This is a genomic window from Hanstruepera neustonica (genome assembly GCF_002895005.1).
GTDB classification, from domain to species: Bacteria; Bacteroidota; Bacteroidia; order Flavobacteriales; family Flavobacteriaceae; genus Hanstruepera; species Hanstruepera neustonica.
Genome location: NZ_POWF01000004.1, coordinates 13,368 through 38,961, shown reverse-complemented (window position 1 = coordinate 38,961; position 25,594 = coordinate 13,368). Strand labels below are relative to the sequence as shown.

General features: G+C 34.5%; 21 protein-coding genes and 3 tRNA genes. 14 read left to right on the top strand and 10 right to left on the bottom strand.

What is annotated here, in order from left to right; genetic code table 11:
• From C1T31_RS08295 to C1T31_RS08285, 3 genes are read right to left on the bottom strand one after another with little or no spacing between them, the layout of a single operon-like run.
• Entirely contained in the window at positions 1-1,317 is a 1,317-nt protein-coding gene (locus C1T31_RS08295) for a (Fe-S)-binding protein (protein WP_103052028.1), read from the bottom strand.
• A gap of 11 nt (positions 1,318-1,328) precedes the next feature.
• Positions 1,329-2,264, bottom strand: a complete 936-nt coding sequence (locus tag C1T31_RS08290) for an MlaD family protein (RefSeq protein ID WP_103052027.1) — start codon at positions 2,262-2,264, stop codon at positions 1,329-1,331.
• 55 nt (positions 2,265-2,319) lie between these two features.
• Entirely contained in the window at positions 2,320-3,441 is a 1,122-nt protein-coding gene (locus C1T31_RS08285) for an N-acetylmuramoyl-L-alanine amidase family protein (protein ID WP_103052026.1), read from the bottom strand.
• 86 nt (positions 3,442-3,527) lie between these two features.
• Between C1T31_RS08285 and C1T31_RS08280 the strand changes: the two genes are divergently transcribed.
• Together C1T31_RS08280 and C1T31_RS08275 are read left to right on the top strand one after the other, a co-directional pair.
• A complete protein-coding gene (locus C1T31_RS08280; RefSeq protein ID WP_103052025.1) occupies positions 3,528-6,281 on the top strand; it encodes a putative LPS assembly protein LptD in 2,754 nt (917 codons plus the stop codon).
• A 7-nt stretch (positions 6,282-6,288) separates the two neighbouring features.
• Complete coding sequence (locus tag C1T31_RS08275) at positions 6,289-6,669, top strand: RidA family protein (RefSeq protein WP_103052024.1); 381 nt, start codon at positions 6,289-6,291, stop codon at positions 6,667-6,669.
• A gap of 13 nt (positions 6,670-6,682) precedes the next feature.
• Here C1T31_RS08275 and C1T31_RS08270 read toward each other — a convergent pair whose 3' ends face one another.
• Positions 6,683-7,642, bottom strand: coding sequence for a transporter (locus C1T31_RS08270; RefSeq protein ID WP_243398911.1), 960 nt, complete (start codon positions 7,640-7,642; stop codon positions 6,683-6,685).
• Positions 7,643-7,758: 116 nt separating this feature from the next.
• On the opposite strand from C1T31_RS08270, the gene C1T31_RS08265 reads away from it, so the two are divergent.
• Positions 7,759-8,802: a GMP reductase gene (locus C1T31_RS08265; RefSeq protein ID WP_103052022.1), complete on the top strand. Its 1,044-nt coding sequence runs from the start codon at positions 7,759-7,761 to the stop codon at positions 8,800-8,802.
• A gap of 2 nt (positions 8,803-8,804) precedes the next feature.
• Here the strand turns inward: C1T31_RS08265 and C1T31_RS08260 are convergent, their stop codons facing one another.
• The 6 genes from C1T31_RS08260 to C1T31_RS08235 all read right to left on the bottom strand — a co-directional run bounded on the left by C1T31_RS08260 (position 8,805) and on the right by C1T31_RS08235 (position 18,389).
• Entirely contained in the window at positions 8,805-10,508 is a 1,704-nt protein-coding gene (locus C1T31_RS08260; RefSeq protein WP_103052021.1) for a phytoene desaturase family protein, read from the bottom strand.
• Positions 10,509-10,519: 11 nt separating this feature from the next.
• Complete coding sequence (locus C1T31_RS08255; protein ID WP_103052020.1) at positions 10,520-10,882, bottom strand: methylglyoxal synthase; 363 nt, start codon at positions 10,880-10,882, stop codon at positions 10,520-10,522.
• Positions 10,882-11,742: an N-acetylglucosamine kinase gene (locus tag C1T31_RS08250; protein WP_103052019.1), complete on the bottom strand. Its 861-nt coding sequence runs from the start codon at positions 11,740-11,742 to the stop codon at positions 10,882-10,884. The genes C1T31_RS08255 and C1T31_RS08250 overlap by 1 nt, the downstream gene beginning before the upstream one ends.
• A 73-nt stretch (positions 11,743-11,815) precedes the next feature.
• On the bottom strand, positions 11,816-12,817 hold the full coding sequence (gene gap / locus C1T31_RS08245; RefSeq protein WP_103052018.1) for a type I glyceraldehyde-3-phosphate dehydrogenase: 1,002 nt from the start codon (positions 12,815-12,817) through the stop codon (positions 11,816-11,818).
• Positions 12,818-12,848: 31 nt separating this feature from the next.
• Entirely contained in the window at positions 12,849-13,835 is a 987-nt protein-coding gene (pfkA, locus tag C1T31_RS08240) for a 6-phosphofructokinase (RefSeq protein WP_103052017.1), read from the bottom strand.
• 156 nt (positions 13,836-13,991) lie between these two features.
• On the bottom strand, positions 13,992-18,389 hold the full coding sequence (locus C1T31_RS08235; RefSeq protein ID WP_103052199.1) for a translocation/assembly module TamB domain-containing protein: 4,398 nt from the start codon (positions 18,387-18,389) through the stop codon (positions 13,992-13,994).
• Between the two features lie 109 nt (positions 18,390-18,498).
• Here C1T31_RS08235 and tsaD point away from each other — a divergent pair, with 109 nt between their 5' ends.
• The 11 genes from tsaD to C1T31_RS08180 all read left to right on the top strand — a co-directional run bounded on the left by tsaD (position 18,499) and on the right by C1T31_RS08180 (position 25,569).
• Positions 18,499-19,521 (top strand): tRNA (adenosine(37)-N6)-threonylcarbamoyltransferase complex transferase subunit TsaD, encoded by a 1,023-nt coding sequence (tsaD, locus tag C1T31_RS08230; RefSeq protein WP_103052016.1) that lies wholly within the window; start codon positions 18,499-18,501, stop codon positions 19,519-19,521.
• Between the two features lie 108 nt (positions 19,522-19,629).
• A complete protein-coding gene (locus tag C1T31_RS08225) occupies positions 19,630-20,253 on the top strand; it encodes a peptidylprolyl isomerase (protein WP_103052015.1) in 624 nt (207 codons plus the stop codon).
• Complete coding sequence (locus C1T31_RS08220; protein WP_103052014.1) at positions 20,253-20,957, top strand: 16S rRNA (uracil(1498)-N(3))-methyltransferase; 705 nt, start codon at positions 20,253-20,255, stop codon at positions 20,955-20,957. Before C1T31_RS08225 ends, C1T31_RS08220 begins: the two co-directional genes overlap by 1 nt.
• A 4-nt stretch (positions 20,958-20,961) precedes the next feature.
• Positions 20,962-21,603 (top strand): DUF4159 domain-containing protein, encoded by a 642-nt coding sequence (locus tag C1T31_RS08215; RefSeq protein ID WP_103052198.1) that lies wholly within the window; start codon positions 20,962-20,964, stop codon positions 21,601-21,603.
• Between the two features lie 42 nt (positions 21,604-21,645).
• Complete coding sequence (locus C1T31_RS08210) at positions 21,646-22,152, top strand: TrmH family RNA methyltransferase (protein ID WP_103052013.1); 507 nt, start codon at positions 21,646-21,648, stop codon at positions 22,150-22,152.
• Between the two features lie 37 nt (positions 22,153-22,189).
• Positions 22,190-23,278: an AI-2E family transporter gene (locus C1T31_RS08205; RefSeq protein ID WP_103052012.1), complete on the top strand. Its 1,089-nt coding sequence runs from the start codon at positions 22,190-22,192 to the stop codon at positions 23,276-23,278.
• Between the two features lie 6 nt (positions 23,279-23,284).
• On the top strand, positions 23,285-24,472 hold the full coding sequence (locus C1T31_RS08200) for a THUMP-like domain-containing protein (RefSeq protein WP_103052011.1): 1,188 nt from the start codon (positions 23,285-23,287) through the stop codon (positions 24,470-24,472).
• Positions 24,473-24,476: 4 nt separating this feature from the next.
• Entirely contained in the window at positions 24,477-25,133 is a 657-nt protein-coding gene (locus tag C1T31_RS08195; RefSeq protein WP_103052010.1) for an HAD family hydrolase, read from the top strand.
• A 145-nt stretch (positions 25,134-25,278) separates the two neighbouring features.
• Positions 25,279-25,362, top strand: a tRNA-Ser gene (locus tag C1T31_RS08190).
• Between the two features lie 22 nt (positions 25,363-25,384).
• Positions 25,385-25,459: transfer RNA gene (locus tag C1T31_RS08185), tRNA-Pro, on the top strand.
• 36 nt (positions 25,460-25,495) lie between these two features.
• Positions 25,496-25,569: transfer RNA gene (locus tag C1T31_RS08180), tRNA-Arg, on the top strand.
• Positions 25,570-25,594 lie beyond the last annotated feature (25 nt).

Genomic DNA, 25,594 nt, shown 5'->3' with positions numbered 1-25,594 from the left:
CTATTCGTTTTTCCAGTTTAATCTATCCATTTGATTATAAGGCCATGGTGCACCATTGTTTTCAATATTGGTCATCATATTATTTAATTCTACTGGTGCCGCACTTTGTTCCATTACTAAATAACGACGCATATCCAATATAATGGACAATGGGTCAATACTTACTGGACAAGCCTCAACACAAGCATTGCATGACGTACATGCCCAAAGTTCTTCTCTGGATATATAATCATCTAACAATTGCTTGCCATCATCTTTAAATTCACCATTATTGGCATCGATATTTTTACCCACTTCTTCCAACCGATCACGCGTATCCATCATGATTTTTCGTGGTGATAACTTTTTGCCTGTCAAATTAGCTGGACACTCACTGGTACATCGTCCACATTCGGTACAGGTGTAAGCATTTAACAATTGTACCCAATTCAGGTCTTGCACATCGCTGGCACCAAATTTAGCTGGAGCCACATTTTCAGCTCCTTCGGGAGGTGCAGCAAATGGATCTACGTTTGGATCCATCATCATTTTTACTTCATTGGTGACTGCTTCCAGATTGTTAAATTGCCCTTTGGGCTTCACGCTACCGTAATACGTATTCGGAAAAGCCAACAGAATATGTAAATGCTTGGAATAGTATAAATAATTTAAGAATACCAGTATGCCCAAAATATGTAACCACCAAGCAGAGCGTTCAATAATATGCAATGTTGACTCTGGCAAACTACTGAACCAAGGTGCTATAAACTGACTAATGACATTGCCTGAATCCATATTTTGAAACGGGATATCTGTAGCGTTCATAACCAAAAATAAGGTCATTAAAACCATTTCAAAGTATAGAATGTAATTTGCATCATTTTTTGGCCAAGCAGTCATTTCCGACTTCCAAAAACGTTTAATTTTAATGATGTTTCGTCGAATCCAAAAAACTATAACAGAAACCAATACCAATACAGCTAATATTTCAAACGAACCTATTAAAACACCATAAAGACTGCCGATTGAAGAAAAAATACGATGCGTTCCAAACAACCCATCGATAATGATTTCCAATACTTCAATGTTGATAATAATAAAACCAACATATACTACAATATGCAAAAAACCAGCAATAGGTCTTTTCACCATTTTACTTTGTCCCAGGGCAATCATAGTCATATTACGCCAGCGCTCTGATTTATTATCACTAACATCCACATCATGACCTAATTTTATATTGCGCATGAGTTTTTTTACATTCCCAATAAAAAAGCCAACACCACATATTAAAGCGATAGTAAATGCTATAATTTGTGCAATCTTAATATAATCCATTTTAAGTTAATTTATTGGTCAGTTGAATCATCTTCATAAGGAATCTCTTTTTTTGAAAGTATTCGGAAATATCGTTTTGGGTGTAATTTAATATCTCGTAATAGTTCCTCCAATTCCTTGGTTGCACCTTCTAAGTTATTATACAACTCATCATCTTTCAATAATTTACCAACGGTCCCTTCACCATTATCCAAATTTGTAAGCAATGTGTTGAAATTTAAGAGTGCCGTATCTAAATCATCTATGGTTTTTGATATTTCAGCCTTTTTTAAATCATTTGATAAACTGGCTAAATCTTGACTGATTGAATCAAAATTACTAATTACAGATGTTAGGTTTTTCTCGTTTTTAGCGATGAGCGAATTAAACGAATACGACAAATTTCGAAATGATTTAATAGTAGCATTCAATTCGGCTATGGCGTTTTTTAACCCTTTATCCGAATCGTCTTCAACTATGGCGTTTAATCCAATAAGCAACGAATCGGCTGATTTTAAAGTCGTATCAAGTCCCGTACTTAAATCCGAAAAATTACCTGCTAAACCATCTAGTAAACCACGTTCTACTTCAGATTGAATAACATCACCATCTTGTGCAAACTGATTATCTTCAGCAGGAATAATAGCCATGCCATTACCTCCCATCAAGCCCATTTCATACAAGCGTATTTTACTATTTTTAGAAAATTTCAATCCTTCATCAACGGTAAATGAAACCCTGGTTTTTCCTGTTTCAAAATCGTATTTAATCTTTTTGATTTTACCAACATTGTTTCCCTTAATAGTTACAGGTGAAGACTCGGTAAGCGCATTGTATTCAAACTCTGTGTAGTACGTGTTTGAGGCATCCAACAGGTTTCGTCCCTTCAAATAGTTTATTCCAAAAATCAAAAAAGCGATTCCTAAAATAACAAGTATGGCAGTTTTAACTTCTTTAGTTATTTTCAAAGTCAAGTTATTTGGTTATTAAACAAAATTAAAGATAAATTTATAAAGAATGGCTCTAATTAGCTGATGAATTTAAGACATCTGCCACCGAAACCTGCTTACTATTTTTGTAGGCGACAATAAAACAGGATTTATAACCTTTTGCTTTGGCCTCATCTTGAAGTCGTTTAACCTCATTATAATCAGAAGTATTTCCATAATAATATTTGTACAACTCACCCAAATCTTCTCTTGATATATCATCTAAACCATTAAAATTATAAGATTTCGGTTCTAGCTTTCTAGAACTGGCGGCTATTTGAACCTTAAAAATAACATCTTCATAAATTTGTTTAGGCTCATCAATGGAAACTATTGAATTGTTAGTTTCAATAGGAACAACATTCCCTCCAACATTCATATCCAAGCTGTGCTTATAATCTAAAATCGCATCTTTGATAGCATTTGAAATTTCCGTTTGCCCTTTTTTAGAATTCAAATAGGATCCCTCGTTTTTGTTGGTCACAAAACCTGTTTCAATCAAAACACTTGGCATAGCTGTTCGGTGAATTACCCATAGAGATGCTTGCTTTACACCTCTACTCTTTCGTTTTAATTTTTTGGAAAAGTTGGTTTCAATCAAACTGGCCAAAAGAATGCTCTGCTCGGTATATTCTTCTTGAGTCAGCGTAATTCCAATCATAGATTCTGGCGAACTGGGATCAAAACCTTCATAGTGTTTCTCATAATCTTCCTCTAAAAAAATTACCTCATTTTCTGCTTTAGCTACTTCAAAGTTCCTATTAGTATTGCCTACATCCAAAACATACGTTTCGGTACCATATGCTTCTGTATGATGAGCATTACAGTGAATGGAAACAAACAAGTCGGCATTCGCTCTGTTTGCAATAGCAGCCCTTTCTCTTAACTCAATAAAGACATCCGTTTTTCTGGTATATATAACTTTAATATTCTTGTTTTTTTCTAATTCCTTACCAACCTCTAAAACTATTTTTAAAGCAATATCTTTCTCCTTATAACCATATTTGGAGTTTTTACCAGGATCATGGCCTCCATGTCCTGCATCCAAAACCACGACAAACTTATCAGATGATGCTTGTGCGTTCAGGTTATTGACATTATAAAACATAGTCAAAATGACCAGAAGTAAGAAACGCAATTTTATGATTGTATTCATAGTAAGTATAACAACTTTAAAGCTGGTTTATTTTAATTTTTGAATTTTAAGGTATATTAAAGTAATCACAAAAAATATATGTAATTTTGGCAATTCAAAAACCGAGCCATACTTTTACAAAAATACATTTAAAAGCATTGCGTACAAACATCTTCCACATACTTTTTGCCTTAAGTTTTACAGTGTTTATCAACACTTTTGGCTTTGCTCAAGATATCCCAAAGGAAGGTGGAAAAGTAAGTCCAACTCAAGAAAATGATACACTCAATCTTTCTATTGGAGATGCTTTAAAACCAGTTGCATCGGAAAAGGGACAAGACTCCATTTTACAGGATTCCGTAAAACCAAAACCAGAACTCCTCACAGGACCAGTGACTTACAAAGCTTTGGATTACACCTCGTTTAATAATAAAGAACAAAAACTTTATTTATATAACGAAGCCGAAGTTTACTATGAAGACATGGAACTAAAAGCTGGTTTAATTATAATTGACTATAATACCAATGAGGTATTTGCTGCTGGGATTGTTGACTCGTTAGGAAACTACAACCAAGCTCCCGTTTTTAAGCAGGCTAATAATGTTGTTGAGCCAGATTCCATCAAATTCAATACTAAAACTGAAAAGGCACTCATCTACAATTCAAAAACTGAACAAGGTGGCATGAACATTTTTGCTCCTATCACAAAAAAAGTGAATGATTCGGTTATTTTTTTGCGCAAAGGCCGTTTTACGACAGCAAAAGATATTGAAAATCCAGAGTATTATTTTCAGGCCAATAAAATAAAGATTGTTCCCCAGAAAAAGATTGTCGTTGGACCAACCAATATGGTTATAGCTGATGTGCCAACAATTATTGGCTTACCTTTTGGTTTTTTTCCGCTTACGGATAAACAAACTTCTGGAGTGATTATCCCTAGTTTTGGTGAACAAAACGACCGAGGTTATTTTCTTCAAAATGGTGGTTATTATTTTGCTATTAGCGATTTTGTTGATTTAGCTGTTTTGGGTGATTATTATACCAATGGTAGTTATGGTCTCCGTTTTGAAAGTGCCTACGCAAACAGATACCGCTATAATGGCAATGTCAGTTTTAGATATGAAAACTTAATTAGTAGTGAACGTGGATTTCCAGATTACAATAAATCATCTATATACAACATACGTTGGTCTCACAATCAAGATGCCAAAGCCAATCCTAGTAGTCGTTTTTCAGCATCGGTTAACCTAGGGAGTAGTCGATATTATCAAACATCCATCAACCAAGTTAATACGCCAAGTTTTTTAAACAATACATTAGCATCATCTATTTCATATTCCAAAACTTTTGAAGGTGAACCACAAGTCAACATGAGTGTAACTGCAACGCATTCTCAAAACACCAATACCGAAGTCATTAACATGACCTTACCCACCATTCAGGCTAGTGTTAGCAGGATTTTCCCGTTCGCACCCAAGACTGGTGTTAAAAAGGGGATTATACAAAACATAAACTTTCAATATAACATTCGTGCTGAAAACCGCATCCAGACAACGGATTCTCTATTCTTCAAAAAAGAAATGTGGGACAGCGCCGAAAATGGCATTCGACATAGCATCCCGTTAACAACAAATTTTAAGGTGCTTAAATATTTCAGCTTAAGTGCCAGTACATCTTATGATGAAACTTGGGTATTTGAAACTGTTAGAAAATACTATGATATTGATGAAAACACGGTCATTACAGAACCTGTGAAAGGATTTGATGCTTACAGAACCTATAATTTTAGTACAAATTTAGGAACAACCTTATACGGTATGTTTGACTTCAAAAAAGAAGGTAAAGATCCAAAAATACAAGCCATTCGTCATGTTATGCGTCCATCAATTAGTTACAATATAAACCCATCCTTCAGTAACTATTATGAAACTTATGAAGTAATTGATGCGAACGGCACAACAACCGACCAGGTTGAATATACGCGCTTTGAAGGCGGTATTTATGGCGCTCCCAATAATCGTTATTCCAGTTCACTTGGAATTTCATTATCAAATAACATAGAAGCCAAGGTTCGTGATAAAGATTCTACAGCTACCGAAGCCAAAAAAATTAAAATACTAGACAACCTAAATTTTTCAACAGCTTATAATTTAGCCGGAGACTCCCTGAATTGGAGTCCTTTAAGAATGACAGGCGGTACCCAGCTTTTACAAAATAAGATGACTGTTAATTTTGGTGCTACTTTAGATCCTTATGCACTGGATAATAACAATACCAAAATTGATAAATTCAACATTGATAATGGTGGTAGTTTATTTAGATTGACTAGCGCAAATATGGCTGTCAGTTATTCGTTATCCAGTAGTAATTTTGATGAAACACAGAATGAACGTAGCAAACAGGAAAACCTGCGTAGTGGTGGTCGAGACGATGATCTATTTGGTCGTGCCCAAGATTTTTCTGATCAAAGATTTAATGACGATGACGATGATGACGAAAACGAAAAACCAAGCGATTTATATACTTCTAAAATACCCTGGAACTTAAAACTGGCTTATGCGGTGAATTACAGCAATTCTAGACGTGAAAATGAAATAGCATCTCACTCTCTAATGTTTTCGGGTGATGTTGAATTATCGCCTCGATGGACAGTTGGTGCTTCCTCTGGTTATGATTTTAAAAATAAAGGATTTACCTATACCCAATTGCGTTTTGAGCGTGATTTATTGAGTTGGCGTATGAGTTTTAGTTGGGTCCCTTTTAGTTCAAGAAGTTCCTGGTACTTCTTCATTGGTATCAAATCGAACATCCTTAAAGATATTAAGTATGACCAACGTCGTCAACCCGACCAACAATTATAATTACATTATGAAGAAAATTATTAACACTAAACACGCTCCTGCTCCAATTGGACCTTACAATCAAGCTATTTTAGTAGGGAACACACTCTATACTTCAGGGCAAATAGCCATTAATCCTGCTACGGGTGAATTGGTTTTGGATGATATTAAAACGGAGACCCAACAAGTCATGGAAAATATGCAAGCTGTCCTTAATGAAGCTAATATGACATTTGATAACGTGGTTAAATCATCCATATTTATAAGTGACATGAATAACTTTGCACAAATAAATGAGGTTTATGCCACATACTTCGATTCAAATTCAGCTCCGGCAAGAGAAACCGTTGAAGTTGCCAACCTTCCCAAATTTGTGAATGTTGAAATAAGTATGATTGCGATTAAATAACCAAATTATTCCTTTAAAATAAAATGGAATAGCCAAAACCAAGGGAATCCGTATCAGCTCCAATAGATTTAACAGATTCGGAGTGCAAATAAAATACTTTTACACTTTGTTTTTTTGTAATTGGGACGCCTAATGCCAAAGACGATAAAAAATCACCTCTTTCATCATTATTAGGTTGGCTATCAACAATAGATTGACCTCCCAACCCGTAGCCAGCGCTAACTGAAACCCACATCCTGTTCTTAAATCTACGAATTAGATGCGTTTGAGCTGCAAACGTGGGGTCTTGCTTACGCTCTTGACCATTAAAAAAATCAGTATTATTGGTATATAGAAATACCGAGGCAGTAAACTCATAAGACCACAAACCCCAATTGTGGACAAAACCAACTTGCGGCCTAATTACAAATCTATTTTGACCTAAATTTAATAACTTATCACCTGCATATTGACCTAAAGGAAATGTGACAGATACAGAAGCTCCCAACATCGTACTTGTGGCATGTTCAGCATAATAGGCCATCATTTCTTGAGCATTCAATGCTTTGGGTCCAATCAAATTCATTGAAAACCTAATTCTAGGGTCTGAAAATCCTGTTCTAGTGATACTTGTTGGCGCTCCTCGCAATAAGCCTTCCCAATTAGCTGTGGCATATGGTAAAAGAACATCAATTCTTGCCAATCTATTTCCAATCTTAAAAGGCTGTACATAAGATAAGGCCATGGCATCAACTTTCATTCTAACATCTTCAGCTTGCAAAATAGGATCAAAGAGAATATCGCCAAATGTATGAACATATCCGCCTCCAACAACGTGTGTTCCAAGTGGTAATGGTGTCCACCTTCTGGGTTCGATGTCTTGGGCAGTAATTAATGAAATATTAAAAAAGGAAAAAATGAAAATAAGATTTCCAATAGTTTTGAAAAAACCCATACAATTCATACAGACTAATTTATAATGCAAATTAATCATTTTTAACAATAAATAATGATCCCAAAAATCAATTATTTTTATTTAAATCTAAATCACAAATCTTTATAAATAATAATGGAACTTGTATATTTGATGAAATACCTAAAACAAAAGCCATGCGGATAGAGCAAGACATCAAACTTGGTTTTAAAGATGTTATGATAAGACCTAAAAGATCCACTCTTAAAAGTAGGTCTCAAGTTAATTTAGAACGGGATTTTAAATTTTTAAACAGCCGTGGTTCTTGGAATGGTATTCCAATTATGGCTGCTAATATGGATACCGTAGGTACTTTTGAAATGGCTCTATCAATTTCAAAAAGTAAATTGTTTACCGCCATACACAAACATTATACGGTATATGAGTGGGAAGCGTTTATGAAAAATGCTCCAAAAGATATCGAGAATTACATAGCAATCAGCACAGGTACTGGAAAAGATGATGCTCATAAATTAGAGACTATCTTTTCAATGCTTCCAGAGCTTAAATACATTTGCATAGATGTGGCTAACGGCTATTCGGAGCATTTTGTGAATTTTGTGAAGCAAACAAGAAAACAATACCCTGAAAAGACCATTATTGCTGGAAATGTGGTTACAGGAGAGATGGTTGAAGAATTATTATTGGCTGGTGCCGACATTATAAAAGTTGGCATCGGCCCAGGTTCAGTTTGCACCACACGTGTAAAAACAGGTGTAGGCTATCCGCAATTATCTGCCATAATTGAATGTGCTGATGCTGCTCATGGACTTGGTGGACAAATTATTAGTGATGGTGGCTGTGTAACACCTGGAGATATAGCAAAAGCCTTTGGTGCTGGAGCCGATTTTGTTATGTTAGGAGGCATGTTAGCGGGTCATGATGAAAGTGGTGGTGAAATAATTGAAAAAGATGGTAATGTTTTCAAGCAATTTTATGGCATGAGTTCCGCCACTGCAATGGAAAAACATGTTGGAGGCGTTGCCGAATACCGCGCAAGTGAAGGAAAAACAGTGAAAGTACCCTACAAAGGTAAAGTGGAAATCACCTTACAAGATATCCTGGGAGGACTCCGAAGTACTTGTACTTACGTTGGAGCTCAACGATTAAAAGAATTAACTAAACGTACAACTTTTATTCGCGTAGCAGAACAAGAAAATCAAGTTTACACCAACGAATAATGTTATTTGGTTAGGACTTGATCCTTGCTTGCTAACCTAGACTTTTTAACTTCTATTTTCTTTAACATCCAATCAGGATAATTAGAACTATCTTCAGCATCGAAAACCTGAAGGTTTTGATTTAAGTCTGGTTTTATAAGATCATCCTGTCTACAACCTAAAATTTTGGCAGCTGTTTGTACACCCGAATAACCAGCTCCAGCAACACCATGAGAAACAATACTGGCGCCACACATATATAAATTTTCAATTTCACTTTTTGATTTATAAGCAAAAGGACCAATATGCTTTAAACTTTTTTCAGTACCATATACATTGCCTCGAGTTGTATTCAAGTAATATTCGTTAGTTAATGGTGTCCCCAAATCTTTGTGAACAATATGGTCAGATATTCCAGGGACGACGCGCTCTAGACTATTTAAAAATTTCTGAATGATTTTTGCTTTAAAGTCTAAATATTTCTGTGAACGCTCAATGGTTTCATTTTCAAATTCTTTAAAGGCATCATAATTAATATAAGTGATAACTTCAAGTGTATGGTTGCGACCATCAAAACTCATGGGATCCTTAAGCGTTGTGCAACTTATAAATAAGCCAGAAAACTCATCCCCTTCTAGAATATTAGGTTTCTGCATATCTTCATACAAATCATCCATATCTTTATTAGGCATCATCCATATATTACCAGAATCCAAACCAGCTTTTTTAAGATCCATATCAACGGTTAAAAAAAGCATCAGAGACGTACAAGAATATTTAGTTCGTTGCAGTTTTTTTATTAATCGCTTACTTAAATATTCTTCACCGATTAATCCCATGTAAGTTGTTTCTGGATCTGCATTTGATATAATTCTTTTGGAAAGCAGTGTTTCTCCATTTTCTAAAACAACACCAATAGCATTATTTTTCTTTTTTCCTTTCTCAACAATGATTTTAGAAACACCAGTACTTGTTCTCACGGATCCACCATACGCTTTTATCCTATTAGTCATTGCCTTTACCAACGCACCTCCTCCTCCAACAGGATAATAACCGCCTTCAGAATAATGATCCATGATTGCTGCATGCATTAAGAAACTTGCCTTTGCTGGCGGCAAGCCATGATCACCATATTGAATATTTAAAATTCGTTGTAATAAAGGATCTTTAACGTGCCAATTAACAACCCGTTTTAAAGTAAAAGGCGCATATTTTCCCATATGTTTTGTTCTGAATGGAATGGTTATTTGCTGCCATAAATTTTTAATCTTTGGAATAAGCTGTAATTGGGTACTAACATTTTTAACCAGCGTCAGGTATTTAATGATACCTTTTCGTTCATGTGGAAATTTTTCGATTAACCGCTTTTCAAATTCCGAGAAATCGGCAGGATAGTCGAAACGCTCATCTCCAATACGACAGTGTTCAAAGGCATTAGCATTCATTTTAAAAAAAGCAACATCATTGGCAATACCAAGTCCCTCATATAGTTCTCGAGTTGATTGGCCTTCACCAAGTAAACCTACATAGTGTACACCTGGTGTAAATCGATAGCCGTTTAAGTAAAAGCTGTGACACCAGCCTCCGGGAACATCATGCTGTTCTAAAACTAAAACGCGTTGACCAGCTCTGGCCAGACAAATAGCTGACGATAAGCCACCAACACCCGACCCAATGACAATTGTATCGTATTGATTTTCAGAATGAGCTTTTGATAACTTATCCATTAATAAAAAATTTAAATACCCTTAATTAATAATTCAGCCGTAGCTGGGTTTGTAGCTAAAGGTACATCATGAACATCACATAATCGCATAAGCATTAAAACATCTGGTTCGTGAGGATGTTTTTCTAATGGGTCCCTAAAAAACAATACCATGTGGCATTTACCTTCCGCCACTCTCGCTGCTATCTGTGCATCACCTCCTAAAGGTCCAGATAATAATCGAATAACTTCAAATCCTGCTTTTTTAACTTTCTTCCCTGTTGTGCCTGTAGAAACAAGCGAAATATTTTTTTGATGTAAAGTCTCACGATGTTCATTTAAGAATTGAACCATTTCGGCTTTTTTTCCATCATGCGCAATAATTGCTATTTCCATTATAATAAATCTGTATGATACTGAACCAAACCATCTATTGGTCTTCTTACAATATTCCCTACTTTATACCCTAATTCTTTAGCAACTTCAAAAATTTCATCTTTTGAGAAAAAAGCAATGGATCCAGCAAAATGTACTGGCACGCTTTTCAATTCTTCTTTAAATTGAAAAATCATATTTTTTGAAAATAATCGAAGACCCGATTTTATTAGGTTCTTGATATAGTCAGATTCTTTGTTCAAAAACATAAACTCCGCAAACGAAGCCAAATAAGCATTGGGATTTGGTTGCTTGTATAAATTATATTTTATAAAATCTGAATCTAAATTGTAACGTTCGGCAAAAGAAACCTTTAATGCTTGCGGCATGTGATTAAAATAATAATCTCTAATAAGTTGTTTTCCAAAATAATTACCAGAGGCATCGTCCATTAACGTATATCCCAATGAATTTACGCGTTGATGTAACTGTTTACCATCGAAATAGCTACAGTTGGACCCAGTTCCCAAAATACAAACTACTGCAGCTTCATCTGGACTGTTAATGGTAGCTCGAACAGCTGCAAAAGTGTCTTCCTTAACTTCTACCAAGGCATTTGTAAATATGGATTCCAACACCAATTTTAATTGCAATCTGGGTTTTTCAGTTCCACAACCCGCTCCATAAAAATAGATGTGAGTCACTTCATTTTTATGAGCTTTGAGTTCAGGTTGTTTACTGATAATTTTGTAAAGCTTTTTTTCTTTTAAAATGGCCGGATTTAGACCTTTAGTTCTTATTTTTTCTAGCAATTGATTTCCTTGACTATCAATCGAAATCCAATCGCATTTTGTAGATCCACTATCAACGATTAAAATCATAATTTATACAATAAAAAATCCGTAGTTATTTAGATTTAGCAAACTACGGATTAAAATTTTAAATATTAAATTTTTAAATAGAATTTACATGCATGGCTAAATCAACCAATTTATTGGAATATCCAAACTCATTATCATACCAGGCAACCAATTTAAAGAAACGAGAGTTTAACTCTATGGCTGCATCTGCATCGAAAATAGATGTTCGGGCATCACTAACAAAATCTTGGGAAACAACAAGTTCATCAGTATATCCTAATACACCTTTCATGCTTGTTTCAGAAGCTTTTTTAAATACCTCTTTTATTTCTTCCAAAGACGTTTCTTTTTCAGTTCTAACTGTCAAATCTACCACTGAAACATCAGCCGTTGGCACACGAAAGGCCATACCTGTTAATTTACCATCCAATTTAGGGATAACTTTTCCAACAGCCTTTGCTGCACCAGTAGAAGCAGGAATAATATTAATTAATGCACTTCTTCCACCTCTAAAATCTTTTCTTGAAGGACCATCAACCGTAAGTTGTGTAGCAGTAGTAGCATGAACCGTTGTCATTAATGCTTCGGCTATTCCAAAGTTATCATCTAAAACCTTTGCCATTGGTGCTAAACAATTGGTTGTGCAAGAAGCGTTTGATACGATAACATCAGATGATTTAACATCATGATGATTAACACCCATAACAAACATTGGTGCATCTTTACTTGGTGCCGAGATAACCACTTTTTTAGCACCAGCATCAATATGATATTGAGCCGTTTCCAGAGTTGTGAAGATTCCTGTGCAATCTGCTACAACATCTACTCCAACCGCATCCCATTTTAAATTTTTAGGATCTCTTTCAGCAGTTACGCGCACTTTTTTTCCATTGACAATCAAATGTCCATCTTTTACTTGAATGGTCCCATCAAAACGTCCATGAACAGAATCATATTCCAATAAATATGCTAAATGTTCTACATCCAACAAATCATTAATGGCAACAACATCAACATCTGGTCTATTAATTGTTGCTCGAAAAACTATTCTACCTATTCTTCCAAATCCGTTTATTCCTAATTTTAAACTTGACATATATCTTTTATCTTTTTTTTAAATTCTTATGTTATGTTGTCATGATATCAGAGACTCGTAACAGTTCTTTGTTAATCTCTGTTTTTCCTTTAACAGCTTTATCAAGTGGTGTTAAAATTATCTTATTATCTAAAATTCCAACCATGTAGTTAGATTTACCTTCTAAAAGTGATTCAACAGCCTTCACACCCATTCTACTGGCTAAAACCCGATCAAAACAGCTAGGTGAACCACCACGTTGCATATGACCTAAAACAGACACTCTAACTTCGTATTCTTCCAAATTTTCTTCAACATAATCTTTAAGTTCGAATACATTTTTGCCTATTTTATCACCTTCAGCTACAACAACAATGCTCGAAGATTTTCCAGATTGCTTACTTCTTCTTAAAGAATCCAAGAGCCTATCCAACCCTAAATCTTCTTCAGGGATTAAAATTTCTTCAGCACCAGCACCTACACCTGCATTGAGAGCTATATGACCAACATCGCGACCCATAACCTCAACAAAAAATAATCTTTTGTGAGAACTTGCTGTATCTCTAATTTTATCTATTGCTTCAACAACCGTATTAAGAGCTGTATCATAGCCTAAAGTGAAGTTGGTTCCAAAGATATCATTGTCAATAGTACCAGGAATGCCAATTACAGGAAATCCAAATTCTTCATTAAAAATCATTCCGCCAGTGAACGTTCCATCACCTCCTATTAAAACAAGGGCATCTATTCCTACACTTTTTAATTGCAGATAGGCCTTTTGCCTTCCTTCCTTGGTTCTGAATTCTTTGGAACGTGCTGATTTTAACATCGTACCTCCTGTGTGTATAATATTGTTTACACTACGAGCCGTTAAAATTTTAAAATCACCCTCTATTAAACCTTCATAACCACGGTAAACTCCAACACATTCAATTTTGTGAAAGGCACATGTTCTAACAACAGAACGAATAGCTGCATTCATTCCTGGGGCATCACCTCCCGATGTTAAAACACCAATTTTTTTAATTTTTTTAGTCATAAAAAACCACTTGGTTTAGTAAAACTACTAAAGAAAAACCATATAAAACAAGGTTTTGGAATAATTTAAGGGAAGTTTAAAAACTCAAACGTTTTCGTTAATAAATATGTTAATTTTTTACTATCTGAAACAAGAAATCAGTCTGTAAAATGCGGATTATTTATCCTTTTTCTTTTTAAAACCTATATAGTCAGGAATTTCCTTTTCATTATTTTTTTCTTCGTCTTCAACCTCTTGGTCTTTTTCTTCTTCAACTTTCTTTTTGCCTTTTAAAATAATATCTATTAACTCACCAAAAGTATCAAAATCAACATTCCATGCAATACCAATTCCTTGCGTGTAACCTATTTCTTCTCCTAAATTCCGAATACTATTTTCACGATTAAAAACTTTAGCTCTTAGAGTGCCTTCTTCATTCAACAAGAAATCTATTTGAACATCTCCAGCTACAACAGTTTCACTGACTCCGCCAACTGGGACACCTACTTTACCGTTAACAAGAATTCTATCACTTATATTTGTTTGTAAAGTAACGCCCAACCGATCATCCGTTTGGTAATCCGGTGTGTTTTCACCTGCCTCATAATTCAAGCCTATATTAACTTTGTTATCACTACTAGAGAAAAAGCCATTAATAATGCCATTAAGTCTTTCTGTAACAGTTCCCGTAATATTCACATTTTGTCTATTTGAAAATGCTCCTGTAGCTAAAAGAAACAAAGCTTGGTTGTCTCGTTCTTCCTTGGAATCTAAACGGTAATTCAATTCAGACTTTACGGTTGAGTTTACATTTGGAAACTCAAAATTAAAGTCAATTTCAGGTTTCTCCAACGGACCACTCAAGGTTGTCCTAACCTCTACAGGAATACTTCTATTTATAGGGTTATCTAACAATGGTGATGGATTTGCCTGTGTTCTATATATGGCATTAATTTCTATCTGTGCTCTAAAAGGATCACCTTCCCAAACCAGCGAACCGCCAGGCTCTACTTCAAACTTTTTTTGAACTAGGCCGCCATACATGAAATTGTAAACGCCTTCAAATACAATAAAATCGCCATAAATGTTAAACTTACCATTAGTGTTGATATCAATCAGCATACCTCCTGCGCCTCGGCCTTTAATAGTACTTCCAGATACTTTATCAATGACAATTTCAATCTCTGCGTCTTGGGTAATATCCAATTCAAAATCAAGTTCCAAACCAGAAATATCTTTCGTCTGCACCTCCTTTCCTTCTTTTTTAGCTTTCTTCTCTTCAGGAGTTAAAAAATGAATGAATGAATTGTCTCCAAAAGATTCTGAATCACTCAACGGGATGACAAAAATGGTGCCTGGTTTGGTTTCTCCTACAACACTAATCACTAATTGATCTGTTGGTCCTTGAATACTGGCAACTCCACCTATGTATCCAGTTCCATAATAAGGAGCTTCCTCTGTTTCCTCTTTGGTATCCAACACGAGAAGCCTTGGCGTATTAATATCAATATCTAGGCTCCATTCTGAAAAGTTAACATGATTTATGGAGCCATTCAAAACGCCTACCGAATTATATTTAGTATCAGTTAAATTGATGTTGTTGAAAACAAAGCTCTGATTTTCTAAAGTGATAGAAGATTTGTTGGCAAAGTCATAATCAACATTTAAATATGGTACCGTCAGTCCAGAATTATTTAATTGCAAATCTCCATTGATTTGTGGAAGCTTGAGACTACCATTTACTTTAGCGACACCTGTCACCTCACCACGTATATTGGTTAAAATATCTGATAAAAATGGATTTAAGGGTGCAAGATTAAAATCCTTAAAATTTAGATCGACATCAATAGAGGATGTGTTTGACGCTACATTGATGTTTCCTTTTGCGGAAAATGATTCCGAGAGATCATCTTTAATTTTAGCATCTACGGTATAATTGGTCAAGGACTCATCTCCAACAATATTGGCATCAAAAGAACCCAAAACAAGATTGTTAACCTCCAGATCATCGATGGTTACTGTAGAGTTTGGCACATATTGACCATGTTCTTGTAAAATATCTAACTTCCCGTTAACATTACCTCGTAAATCCAAACTGTCTATAGTTGGCGTAATCTTGGCTAAATCAACATCCTTGAAGTTCAATCTAATGTCTTTGTATGTTGAATCCCTTAAAACCCCAGATAGCTTGATCTCTTCTTGCCCATGATTCATTCTAAATGAGTCGATATCGATGGTTGATAAATCTTTACTAACAATAATTTTGTTGTTATTATCTCGCCTATCATTAATGACCCATTTATTACCCTTGAAGGTAGCGTCAGACCTCTTAAATCCAACTACGGATTTATTATCTTCATTTATAGTATGATAAAAACTTAAATCATAAGAATCGGCATTATTACGACCACCATTAAACTCTGATCGCATATACAAGGTGTCATTAAGCGTAACATTAATTAAATTGAATTTCGATAGATTGTAGAAATTGGTATTAATACTATCAACTTCAATAAAGGTATTATACAAGGGGTTTTTACTGTCAACCTGAAGCGAAATTTGATCAGCAAAATAATCAAAAAGCTTGATTCTAGGTGATTTGAAAGTTAGTTTAAATTCTTTCTCATCACTTTCAACACGCCCTTTGAAATACGTATTAGAACCTAACTCAATATCTGGTACAAAAACTTCAACAATCTTGTTAAAAATTTTAAAGTTGAAATCTATATACTGGTTTTCCTTGACCTTATGGGGTCTGTAATTGGTATACATGCTCCCAAGAGCATTTTCAAATAAGTATCCTATATCTTTAAACAGAAATACACCACTTAATTGCCCTTCAATAATATCGGGAGAATTGACGTCAATAATACGTTTATCATCAATGAATGATGAAGTGATTTGAAAATCTTCGAAAAAATATTCATCATTCTCATTTTTATAATAAGTATCCGTAAAATTGATACTTCCAATGGCATCGTCGAGTGACTTACCCGTCATTTTCATATCAACAAAACCCTTGAATATGGCTTCTTCATCACGCTTTACAATATTCATGGCTTTCAAATTAGCGTAAGTTACGTCGGCAACAAAATCAAACTCATTGACAGTATTGGAAAAATCAGCTAAACCATTAAAAGTAACTTGGAAATTTGGATCATTTGACACTAGCTTGCCATCATAAATATTATTTCCTAAATCACCAGACAATTCCAGATTATTATATTCATAACCATTATAAAGCACCGAATATACATCCCCTAACAACTGGGTATTTAAGCTTTCTAGAGTAAAGCCTTTACCTTTAACATCAAGGTTTAAAGAAGCAATTCCCCATTTGGGATTATCAATGAATTTACCAACATCAAAATCATCAAAAATAATATTACCATTATAGGACGCATTATCTATATCATTAATGGTTTTGAGCTCCAAATTTGAGTGGATAAAGCCTAATTCCGTATTGATACCAATATCCGCACTCACATTTGTTGTGGTAATTTCAGAACGTCCAACAATAGTGAAGTTACCCAGTTTATTAAAAGCCGTTGGAATAGACTCTCCTAAAACATTTGGAAGAAGTGCTGTTAAATCCTGATAATTTGAGGATAAATTGGTGAACTGACCGTTCATATAAAAGTTGTCTTCTTCTGCATTAAATAGGTTTAAAAAATGTATATCACCATAAATTTTACTATTGGAACTGGTGTTCAACTTTAAATTGTTGACATGCATATCATTTAATGTACCTGTGATATTACCCGTCAGAGTTGCATGTTGATTAATTCCAAATTCATCGTAAAAGGTATTTAGTTCATTAAGAGCAATATTGGCCTCGGTAAAGTTGGCTTCAACATTTACTTTGTCCGTGAAGTCCTTTAAGTCCTCACGTTTATATAAAAACTTCACATCCCCTTTTAATTCAGAATTAGTTGTTCTAATATCTAGATCATCTAGAAAAATTTGTTCTCGTGTGTAAGAAAAATTGGTTACTAAATTTTTCATTTTTAATCCTCGACTATCGTTAAACGCTAATGTATTTATGCGCGTACTTACATTAGGACCATTGATTACCAAATTGGTGGAATTAGTAAAAACGTCCGTAAATTCCAATATTTTTGGAGTTTCCTTATTATAATCAATAAGTCTAAAAGTTCCTTTTGAAATGGTCACATCACTTGACGACATGAGAAAATCGCTCGGATCGGTATTGGGTTCTTCCTCATCGAACCTGGCCACAAAAACATCCAGATTCGTATCAGTTTCACCTTCATAGGTTACAATGTTGAAAATCAAACCTTCCAAGTCTATGTCTCCAAATACTAATTTGCCGTTATAGAGATTCTTGAAATTTAAAATAGATGTGTTGATTTCAGTTGCACTAATAAGTGTATCCAATTTATAATCACGAATCAAGACACCTTTAAGTTCCACATCACCATTAAACTGTAATCCAATTTTATCAATATTGATGTTGGTTTTAAAATCTTCGTTAATACGTTTAGTGGCATAATTCCCAAGTCCTGTTTGAACTGCCGGAATGGATAGTATCAATACCAGAATAATAAACAGCAACAACAATGTTGCCAGTAACCGCCCCAGTATTTTAAAAAATTTTTTGATACGTATTGAAAGTTATAACTTTGAAGTCAAAATTAACAATAATTATGCCTAATATTCAGTAATGGGTTCAGAAAATATTTACATCTTGGGAATTGAATCTTCGTGTGATGATACAGCTGCTTCAGTCATTTGCAACGGTAAGGTTTTAAGCAATGTTGTAGCCAACCAAAAAATACATGAAGCTTACGGCGGTGTTGTCCCTGAATTGGCCTCACGAGCCCATCAGCAAAATATTGTCCCTGTTGTAGATCAGGCTCTAAAAAAAGCTAATATCTCAAAAAATGAATTGCATGCTGTTGCCTTTACTAGAGGTCCTGGCCTTTTAGGTTCTCTACTTGTTGGCACTTCGTTTGCTAAATCACTAGCCTTTGGCTTACAAATCCCACTCATTGAAGTCAACCATATGCAGGCCCATATTTTGGCTCATTTTATTGAAGAAGAAGGCTATAACAAACCACCTTTTCCGTTTTTGGCAATGACGATTTCTGGAGGTCATACACAAATAGTCAAGGTTTCCAATTATTTTGACATGGATGTTATTGGCGAAACTATTGATGATGCCGTTGGTGAAGCTTACGATAAAAGCGGAAAAATATTAGGTTTAGGGTATCCTGCTGGACCTGAAATAGACAAGCTTGCCAAACTTGGCAACCCAAAAGCATTTAAATTCACGAAACCTAAAGTTGATGGTCTTAATTTTAGTTTTTCTGGACTAAAAACAGCCATTCTATATTTTGTTCAGAATGAAACGAAGAACAATCCCAATTTTATTGAAGACAACATTAACGATATCTGTGCTTCGATTCAATATACCATCATTGGTATTTTAATTGACAAGTTAAAAATAGCAGTAAAACAAACTGGCATTAAACATATTGCTATTGGTGGCGGTGTTTCAGCTAATTCTGGAATCAGACAGGCATTAAAGGATGGTGAAAACAAATTTGGATGGACCACTTATGTCCCAAAGTTCGAATATACAACTGATAATGCTGCCATGATTGCCATAGTAGGCTATCTGAAATATCTAAATAATGATTTTTCTGAAAATAAAATTACTGCTTCAGCTAGGTTGAAAATCTAATTATATTTAGTGGCACCTTGCATTGTTAAAACTTCTGTTGATAATGTTTTGTGATATTTCTGAATACAAGTAGAATTTTTGTTTTTTTGTTGAAACTAAACTATAGCTATGCACAAAATTTCCCTTCTAGTCTTATTACTTTCTATAGCGTCTTACAGCCAAGAAAGCATTAGCCGTGAATTAGATTCCATTCTAAACATTGATCAAGCTGAAATGTATCTAGCCAATAATCCGTCTAAAGGTAGTAAGCTGATTAGTTTTAATGAGGAAAAGCACAAAACAACGCTAGCCAAGGAATTATTTGAACGTGGACGTTCAACTGTTGAAAGCGATTTTAAAATCACGCATTATAAAGTTGTTGAAAGTAATAATAATTTGCATTACAGATTTAGCTATATCATGTTCAACGGCGAAAATATGAGTAAATCAGAAATATTCACTTTAAGAAGTCAAATAATGACCAAATTTGAAAACGGCATGCCCTTTAATAAGTTGGCTATGCAGTATTCCGAAGACTCTAATGCAAGGCGAGGCGGCGATTCTGGTTGGCTTAAACAAGGTGCTTTGCATCCTAAAATTGAAGATTTTATAATTACAAGTCCAATGAGTATTGGTGATTTAGCAACTTTTGATATTCCAGAAAATCATATGCATTATCTCATTCTTAAGACTCATGATATTAAGTACATAAAAGAGATTAAAGCCTTAAAAATTGTTGAGAAGAAAAACTAATGCAATTATTCTTCAACCCTGATATAACCGAAACTTCCCAAGAAATCATTTTTGACAAAGAAGAGAGCAGACACATTGTTAAGGTGTTGCGGAAAGCTGTTGGTGACTCTTTAGATATTACCAATGGAAAGGGTTGGTTATTCAAAGCCTCCATAATACAAGCTGACATAAAAAAATGTATCGCCAATATTATTGAAAAAGAAAAGAAACCAAAAAAAAATTACAGAATTCATCTTGCGGTTGCACCAACAAAGCTCAATGACCGCTATGAATGGTTTTTAGAAAAAAGTACCGAATTAGGAATAGATGAAATAACGCCTATTATCTGTGATCACAGTGAGCGCAAAACCATTAAACCAGAACGTTATAACAAGATTATCCAATCGGCTATGAAACAATCGCTACAATGTTATTTGCCAAAACTTAATGAGCAAATAAGCTTTAGTGATTTTATGAAAGTAGCATTAATCGGACAACGATTTATTGCCCATTGTGAAGACAATCATAAATTATTTTTAAAAGAGCAGCTTAATAAAGATCAAGATATTACAATACTCATTGGACCTGAAGGCGATTTTAGTGTTAAAGAAATTGAAATGGCTTTACACAATAAATTTATTCCCGTAACTTTGGGTGAAACCAGATTACGCACAGAAACAGCTGCCATAGTAGCTTGTCATAGCGTAGTATTTGTAAATGAATAACTCTATGAAAATCATTTGGTTACTTTTAATTTGTTGCCTTCCTATCACCGCTATTTCTCAAGATATTGCCGTGCTTAAATACAAAGGTGGTGGTGATTGGTATGGGAATCCGACTGCCCTGCCCAATCTCATTAGATTTTGTAACAACAATATTAAGACTAAAATAAATTCCAAACCAGAAACAGTTGAGGTTGGAAGCACCGATATTTTTCAATATCCTTTCATTCACATGACCGGTCATGGCAATGTGTTTTTTAATGAAGATGATGCCACCAACTTAAGAAACTATTTGATTTCTGGTGGATTTTTGCATATTGATGATAACTATGGCATGAAGCCTTACATAACTGAAGAGCTAAAAAAAGTGTTCCCTAATTCTGATTTGATTGAAATTCCTGCCAATCATCCTATATTCAATATTGCTTACTCTTTTCCAGAAGGGTTACCGAAAATTCATGAACATGATGGAAAACGCCCTCAAGCACTTGGAATATTTCATGAATCACGATTAGTTTTACTCTTTACTTTTGAAAGTGATTTAGGTGATGGTTGGGAAGATCAAGTCGTTCATAACGATCCTGAAGATGTTCGAGAAAAGGCTTTGAAAATGGGAGCTAATATTGTTAAATATGCTTTTGAGAATTAATAAGAGATTCTAGAACATATAAAAACTTCAACCTTAAGAGAATTGCAACGCAATCATTACAATACAACATTTACACAAAAACAATTCCCGATTGTTATAATTTGTGACAATATTTCAAATGCCGCAAATATCGGTAGCCTTTTAAGAGCTGCTGATGCTTTTGGGGTTGAAAAAATAATATTCTGTGGTGATGATCTTGCTTTAAGCAGAAAATCCACCAGAGCTTCACGTTCTGCAGAAAAAGTAGTTGCCTATGAATTAAATTGTGATATTCAAACCGCAATCAATAGTTGCAAGGAATCTAATTATCAAATCATCGCACTTGAAATTACTACGGATAGCATACCTCTAAACAATTTCAAAGTAAAATCGAATAGCCCTATTGCTTTAATTATTGGTGACGAAAACTTTGGTGTATCCGAATCGATTTTAGACCAATGTCATAACAAACTACATATTAACATGTATGGACAAAACAGCAGTATGAATGTTGTACAAGCAACTTCTATTGCCCTATATGAAATTACCAAGCAACTAATTGATTCATAAGTAAGGTGAATTGAGCTTCAATCTGTATATTTACTAAATGAATTCAAAAGAAATAGCCAACGGAATTTTAAGGGCATTAGCAATTGTAATTGGTATAAGTGCTTTATTATACTTCATTTATGCTATCCAGTCAGTCATTGTATATATATTGATATCCGTAGTTGTATCACTAACTGGTCGCCCTATAGTAATGTTTCTGCGCAATAAATTAAAGTTTAATAATACCCTTGCTGTTGCCATAACCATGTTTCTTTTGATTGGTGTTATGGTCGGGTTAATTATGTTGTTTATTCCTTTGCTAGCAGAACAAGGTCATAATTTATCGTTATTGGATATTAATCAATTAGAAAGTAGTGTCAAAGACCTTTACAATGAGACTACTCAATATTTTGGAATCAATGCCTTAGAAGTTGAAGAATCCTTGAAAGACAGTCATATTCTTTCAAGAATTGATTATTCTGTTATTCCGAATTTCTTGAATACTTTTATGAGTGGTCTGGGTAATTTCAGTATTGGTCTGTTTTCTGTATTATTTATATCATTTTTCTTTCTAAAGGATAGTAAACTGTTTGAAAATAGTCTCATGACGTTAGTCCCAGATAACAAAGAAACACGACTAAAAAAATCCATTGACAAAATAAAGGATTTGTTGTCTCGATATTTTGTTGGGCTGGTATTGCAGATTTCTGTGCTTTTTATAATATACACGATTGGACTTTTAATAATTGGTGTTGAAAATACTATAGTCATAGCATTTCTATGTGCACTTATCAATTTAATACCTTATTTGGGACCAATGATTGGTGGCGCCATCATGATTTTCCTGACCATGACGAGCAATTTAGGGGAAGGATTTAATGACGTGATTATCCCCATTACTCTTAAAGTAATTGGTGTGATAACTTTTGGGCAACTCATTGATAACTTCATCAGTCAACCATTAATATTCTCAAAAAGTGTTAAATCACATCCTTTGGAAATATTTTTGACTATTGTTATTGCAGGTCTATTATTTGGTGTAGTAGGCATGATTGTGGCTGTACCAGCATATACCGCCCTAAAAGTAATTTTAAAAGAGTTTCTTTCTGAAAATAAAATCGTCCAAAAACTAACCAAAGATTTATAGTAAGACTTGAATCTATCAATATTAAATATTGAAAATCAAGAGTTTATTAATAAAAATCTTAATGAGGATATTTCTGACCTTTTATTAACAAAACACAAAGATATAACTACAGATATTAAACTGTTAGCCGAGCAGATTGAAGCCAAAAAACGCTGTAAAAATAAGTTACCAACGTGGTTTAATTCCCCTTTTATTCTATATCCAAATAAATTAAATATAGAACAAACATCATCAGAATTTACCGCGCATTACAAAGCTAATTTAATTAAAACTCAAGGAAAGACACTTATTGATATTACTGGTGGTTTTGCCGTTGACGCTTACTATTTTTCAAAATATTTTGATTCAGTAACCCATTGCGAAATTAGTCAGGAATTATCTGAAATCGTTGCGCACAATTTTAAACAGTTACAAGTCGACAATATCAGTTGTGTTCATTCTGATGGAATAGCATACCTGAAAAAACAAAAAACTACTTTTGATTGGATTTACATTGATCCTTCCAGACGGCATGACGCTAAGGGTAAGGTGTTTTTCTTAAACGATTGTCTACCCAATGTCCCTAAACATTTTGATTTGTTATTCTCAAAAAGTGATCATATTCTTATTAAGACTTCTCCACTTCTGGATATTTCAGCGGGTATTAATGAACTGGACCATGTTAAATCCATTTTTGTTTTGGCAGTAAACAATGAAGTCAAGGAACTTTTGTGGGTTTTAGAAAAGAATTATGAAGCCGCTATTAAGATTACGGCAGTCAACTTGATAAAAGACAAGGAAGAAACATTCTGTTTTGACATTTCAAAAGAATCCAGTTATGATGTAAATTTCAGTCATCCACTAACCTATTTATATGAGCCCAATGCTGCCATTTTAAAAGCAGGTGCTTTTAACAGTTTAGCGTCACAATTCAATTTATGTAAGCTCCACAAACATACCCATTTATACACATCAGACACGTTGTTTGAATTTCCTGGCCGCAAATTTAAGGTTGAAAATGTCATACCTTACAATAAAAAAAAATTTAAAAAAACGAATATCAAAAAAGCCAATATCACTACACGAAACTTTCCTGAAACCGTAAAAGACATTCGAAAAAAATTAAGCATTCAGGATGGTGGTGATATTTATCTCTTTTTTACGACCAATCCAAGCAATGAAAGAATTATAATCATTTGTAAAAAACAAAGATGAATTTATGTTAAAAGCTGTATTATTTGATATGGATGGCGTGATTGTAGATACTGAACCACTGCATCACAAAGCTTACTTTGGAATGTTTGACTCTGTAAAAATTGATGTCACGGAAGAACATTATCAGACATTTACAGGTCAATCAACAATTAATGTCTGTAAACATTTATGCGATCATTTTAGCATTCAGAAAAATCCAGAAGAACTCGTACAAATTAAGCGTGACATTTTTAAAGAACTTTTTATAAGTGATTCCAGTCTAAAAATGCTAGACGGCGTTTTTGACTTAATAAAAGACTACTATGAAAATGAACTCACACTAGTATTGGCATCTTCGGCATCAATGCAAACCATCAATAATGTGTTTGATAGATTTGATTTGGATAAATATTTTAAAGGAAAATTGAGCGGTGCTGATTTAAAAGCATCTAAACCACATCCTGAAATCTTTTTGAAAGCCGCCCAAACAGCTGGTTTTGAAACTAAAAACTGCATGGTCATTGAAGACTCAACAAACGGTATTCAAGCAGCCAATTCTGCTGGCATATTCTGTGTTGGGTTTAAAAGTCCGCATTCAAAAAATCAGGATTATTCTAAAGCAGATAAAATCATTTCCAACTTTAATGAAATACGATACGATACGATAAAGAATATTTTATAGTACTAAACGTAAACACATTACTAAAAAAGTTTCTACTGAAGCTACCTTAATTCTAAAAACAGCATAAAAAGTTTAAAAAATAGTTGCGTTCTTTGTAATGAAAAGTTACATTTGCATCCGCATTAAAAGAACGTTCTTTTTAATTGGAGAGGTGCCAGAGTGGTAATGGAGCAGATTGCTAATCTGTCGACGCGTAAGTGTCGCCGGGGTTCGAATCCCCGTCTCTCCGCACTTTAATGATAACCTTATTTCGGGGTGTAGCGTAGCCCGGTTATCGCGCCGCGTTTGGGACGCGGAGGTCGCAGGTTCGAATCCTGCCACCCCGACTTATTTTTTTTCATCGCGCTGTAGCGTGATTGAATGGTCGCGTAGCTCAGCTGGATAGAGCATCTGCCTTCTAAGCAGACGGTCACAGGTTCGAATCCTGTCGCGATCACTATAAAGCCATATCTTTTCAGGAT

Bases quoted from the DNA above. Each gene is read 5' to 3' on its own strand.
- C1T31_RS08295 (WP_103052028.1), bottom strand. From the start codon at position 1,317: ATGGATTATATTAAGATTGCACAAATTATAGCATTTACTATCGCTTTA.
- C1T31_RS08255 (WP_103052020.1), bottom strand. From the start codon at position 10,882: ATGGAAATAGCAATTATTGCGCATGATGGAAAAAAAGCCGAAATGGTT.
- tsaD (WP_103052016.1), top strand. From the start codon at position 18,499: ATGGGTTCAGAAAATATTTACATCTTGGGAATTGAATCTTCGTGTGAT.
- C1T31_RS08250 (WP_103052019.1), bottom strand. From the start codon at position 11,742: ATGATTTTAATCGTTGATAGTGGATCTACAAAATGCGATTGGATTTCG.
- C1T31_RS08285 (WP_103052026.1), bottom strand. From the start codon at position 3,441: ATGAATACAATCATAAAATTGCGTTTCTTACTTCTGGTCATTTTGACT.
- C1T31_RS08195 (WP_103052010.1), top strand. From the start codon at position 24,477: ATGTTAAAAGCTGTATTATTTGATATGGATGGCGTGATTGTAGATACT.
- pfkA (WP_103052017.1), bottom strand. From the start codon at position 13,835: ATGACTAAAAAAATTAAAAAAATTGGTGTTTTAACATCGGGAGGTGAT.
- gap (WP_103052018.1), bottom strand. From the start codon at position 12,817: ATGTCAAGTTTAAAATTAGGAATAAACGGATTTGGAAGAATAGGTAGA.
- C1T31_RS08260 (WP_103052021.1), bottom strand. From the start codon at position 10,508: ATGGATAAGTTATCAAAAGCTCATTCTGAAAATCAATACGATACAATT.
- C1T31_RS08275 (WP_103052024.1), top strand. From the start codon at position 6,289: ATGAAGAAAATTATTAACACTAAACACGCTCCTGCTCCAATTGGACCT.
- C1T31_RS08225 (WP_103052015.1), top strand. From the start codon at position 19,630: ATGCACAAAATTTCCCTTCTAGTCTTATTACTTTCTATAGCGTCTTAC.
- C1T31_RS08215 (WP_103052198.1), top strand. From the start codon at position 20,962: ATGAAAATCATTTGGTTACTTTTAATTTGTTGCCTTCCTATCACCGCT.
- C1T31_RS08270 (WP_243398911.1), bottom strand. From the start codon at position 7,642: ATGATTAATTTGCATTATAAATTAGTCTGTATGAATTGTATGGGTTTT.
- C1T31_RS08205 (WP_103052012.1), top strand. From the start codon at position 22,190: ATGAATTCAAAAGAAATAGCCAACGGAATTTTAAGGGCATTAGCAATT.
- C1T31_RS08220 (WP_103052014.1), top strand. From the start codon at position 20,253: ATGCAATTATTCTTCAACCCTGATATAACCGAAACTTCCCAAGAAATC.
- C1T31_RS08265 (WP_103052022.1), top strand. From the start codon at position 7,759: ATGCGGATAGAGCAAGACATCAAACTTGGTTTTAAAGATGTTATGATA.